General features: G+C 43.4%; 4 protein-coding genes. All 4 read left to right on the forward strand.

Going from position 1 to position 3,184, the window contains the following annotated elements:
- On the forward strand, nt 1-378 hold a 378-nt coding region (locus VNZ46_RS05230; protein WP_325559069.1), incomplete at its 5' end, for an HYC_CC_PP family protein.
- Nucleotides 379-477: 99 nt separating this feature from the next.
- Entirely contained in the window at nt 478-840 is a 363-nt protein-coding gene (locus VNZ46_RS05235) for a heavy-metal-associated domain-containing protein (RefSeq protein WP_325559070.1), read from the forward strand.
- A 76-nt stretch (nt 841-916) separates the two neighbouring features.
- The gene (locus VNZ46_RS05240) at nt 917-2,215 is read left to right on the forward strand and encodes an efflux RND transporter permease subunit (RefSeq protein WP_133777586.1); all 1,299 of its coding nucleotides are present in this window, start codon (nt 917-919) and stop codon (nt 2,213-2,215) included.
- The coding region (locus VNZ46_RS05245; RefSeq protein WP_325559071.1) for an efflux RND transporter permease subunit at nt 2,212-3,184 on the forward strand (973 nt) is incomplete at its 3' end. The genes VNZ46_RS05240 and VNZ46_RS05245, both read left to right, overlap by 4 nt.

Below are 3,184 nucleotides of genomic sequence, written 5' to 3' on the forward strand. Positions count from 1 at the left end.
ACATTACTCATCCTCTTTTACCTGGGTACAACCAGTGGGATGACTGTGCATTTTCATTATTGCATGGGCAAATTAGCCAGCTGGGGATTTACCCAACCAGAAAGTACCATGTGCAAGATTTGCAAGGCGCCGAAAAAAAGCTCCGGTAAATCCTGCTGCAAAGACGATTACAAACAGGCAAAGGTTGACAAATCGCAAAAAGCATCAACAACGCTTTACCAGTTTCAACCGCTTCCAGCCCTTCAACCGGATAGAACAAACTGGAATTTAGCCTATATTCCTGTACCTCTGGAAACAGGTAAAGCTTCTTTAAGTCATGCACCTCCATTAATAGGTGACACGCCTGTTTTTATCCGCAACTGTACCTTCAGAATATAAAATTACTGCTCTCATTCTCTGCACGTTCGTGTACAGGCCATAGTATTCCTCTGGCCACATTTTATATAACCATTTTTTTCAAACCCAAATTTTAAAACAATGAAATCATTGAGATTTTTATCGGTGGCCCTTTTGGTCTTCCTTGGCGGTGCTGTATCTGCACAGTCTAAAACAGACAGCATCAAAGTATCTGGCAACTGTGGCATGTGCAAAAAAACCATAGAAAAGGCCTTAAAGGTACCTGGTGTAAGTTCGGCAAACTGGAATAAAGATTCCAAAATGCTTGCTGTAAGTTATGATGCTTCTAAGGTAAGTCTGGACGATGTGCAGCAAAAAGTGGCCAATGCAGGCTATGACACGCCAAAGTTCAAAGCTTCGGAAGCTGCTTATTCGGCATTGCCATCTTGCTGTCAGTATGACCGTACAGACAGCAAAACTTCGAAAAAAGCGAACAAACACTAACAGCTGAGACTGTCTGAAAGGAGTTGTTTTAAACGAGCGCAGCTTTTCAGACAGTCTCTTTTTGAAAAAACAAAAAATGGTACACAGAATTATAGAATGGTCTTTAAGAAATCGCTGGATAGTCTTGCTCCTTGCCGCAGGTCTGTTTGTGTGGGGTGCGATTTCAGTAAAAAAGAACCCCATAGATGCCATACCCGATTTGTCAGAGAACCAGGTTATCGTATTTACAGAATGGATGGGCAGGTCTCCGCAGCTTATTGAAGATCAGATTACCTATCCCCTGGTCACAAACCTTCAGGGCATCCCAAAAATCAAATATGTTCGTGGTTCTTCTATGTTTGGAATGAGCTTTATCTATGTGATCTTTGAAGACAATGTAGACATTTACTGGGCACGGGAACGTGTCCTGGAACGACTCAGCACCGTTACCCGCTCCCTCCCTACCGGTGTTGCACCGCAACTGGGCCCTGATGGCACCGGCGTTGGCCATATCTTATGGTATACCCTGGATGCTCCAAACACCGACCTTGGTGAACAGCGCGCCATCCAGGACTGGTATGTTAAATTTGCTTTACAAAACGTACCTGGCGTAAGTGAAATTGCGTCTTTTGGTGGCTTTCAGAAACAATACCAGATTGCTGTAGATCCAAATAAATTATTGTATTACAAGTTAACTGTTCCAGAGGTTATCGCCGCTGTACGAGCCAACAACAACGAATCCGGAGGCCGGAAGTTTGAGATGAGCGACATCGGTTACATCATCAAAACCTCGGGCTATCTGAAATCAATGGAGGAGATTGGCAATATCCCGATTAAAAATCAGAGAGGAATCCCGATAAAGGTTTCAGACGTGGCGGCTGTTCAAATGACAGGAGAAACCCGGCTGGGCATTTTTGATCAGGATGGAAAAGGAGAACGCGTTGGCGGTATTGTGGTGATGCGCTATGGCGAAAATGCTGCTGCAGTAATCGACAGGGTCAAAGCCAAGATGAAAGAGGTCTCTAAAGGGCTTCCTAAAGGGGTGAAATTTGATATTGTCTATGACCGTGGTCATTTGATCCAGGAATCGGTAGATTCTATCAAAAACACCCTGATTGAAGAAATGATTGTCGTTTCACTGGTGGTGATCATTTTCCTTTTCCACTGGCGCAGCGCACTGAGCATCATTATTCAGATCCCGATTACCATTGCCGCAAGTTTTATTTTATTAAATGCTTTTGGCATATCTTCCAATATCATGTCTTTAACCGGTATTGCCCTGGCGATTGGAGTGATTGTAGACAACGGCATTGTGATGAGTGAAAATGCCTATAAACACCTTTCAGAACGCTATGCACAATGGCAGAATGAACAGCAAAAAACAAAAGAATTATGATGACCTGGTTTAAAAATTTATTCAAGAAAAGTCCGGACTGGATCTCAGAAGAGGAACGGTTACAGATTATAGAGAAATCAAGCAAACAGGTTTCCAGGGGGGTATTCTTTGCCACCATCATTATCATCACTTCCTTTTTACCAGTATTTATGCTCACTGGGCAGGAAGGAAAATTGTTTCATCCCCTGGCTTATACAAAAACCTTTATTATGATTGTAGATGCCTTGCTGGTGCTTACCCTGGCTCCTGTATTGATCTCCTTTTTTATGAAAGGCAAATTCCGGCCCGATCATGCCAACCCTATTAACCGGGTACTCGAACGGTTTTATGAACCCGTGATCAGAACTGTACTGAAATGGAGAAAGACAACGATTGCCATCAATGTAATTGCTTTATTGATTACCATTCCCCTGCTGAAAAATCTGGGCAGTGAATTTATGCCACCCTTAGATGAGCAAAGTATCCTGTTTATGCCGGTTACTTTACCTGATGTTTCCAACGGAGAGGCCAAACGCATCCTCCAGGTTCAGGATAAGATTATTAAATCTGTTCCTGAAGTGGATAAAGTTTTGGGAAAAGCTGGCCGTGCCAGCACAGCCACAGATAATTCTCCGATCAGTATGATTGAAACCATCATTATGCTCAAACCAAAAGCGCAATGGCGGAAAGGGATGACCAAAAAAGACATCATTAATGAGCTGGACAAAAAATTACAGATACCGGGTGTTGTAAACGGCTGGACCCAGCCCATCATTAACCGGATCAATATGCTGGCTACCGGCATACGAACAGATGTGGGTATTAAAGTATATGGACAAAATCTGGATACCCTGGCAGCCGTTTCTGAAAGGGTAAAACTGGCGCTGGAAGGTACAAAAGGCATCAGTGACCTTTACGTAGATCCGGTTACCGGTGGTAAATACCTCTCTATTGACATACGCCGGGAAGAACTGGCCAGATATGGTTTAA

The sequence above is a fragment of the Pedobacter sp. genome, assembly GCF_035566355.1.
GTDB lineage: Bacteria > Bacteroidota > Bacteroidia > Sphingobacteriales > Sphingobacteriaceae > Pedobacter.

What these genes read in the sequence shown, in the direction of transcription:
- VNZ46_RS05240 (WP_133777586.1), top strand. Translation starts at nt 917, where the DNA reads ATGGTACACAGAATTATAGAATGGTCTTTAAGAAATCGCTGGATAGTC.
- VNZ46_RS05235 (WP_325559070.1), top strand. Translation starts at nt 478, where the DNA reads ATGAAATCATTGAGATTTTTATCGGTGGCCCTTTTGGTCTTCCTTGGC.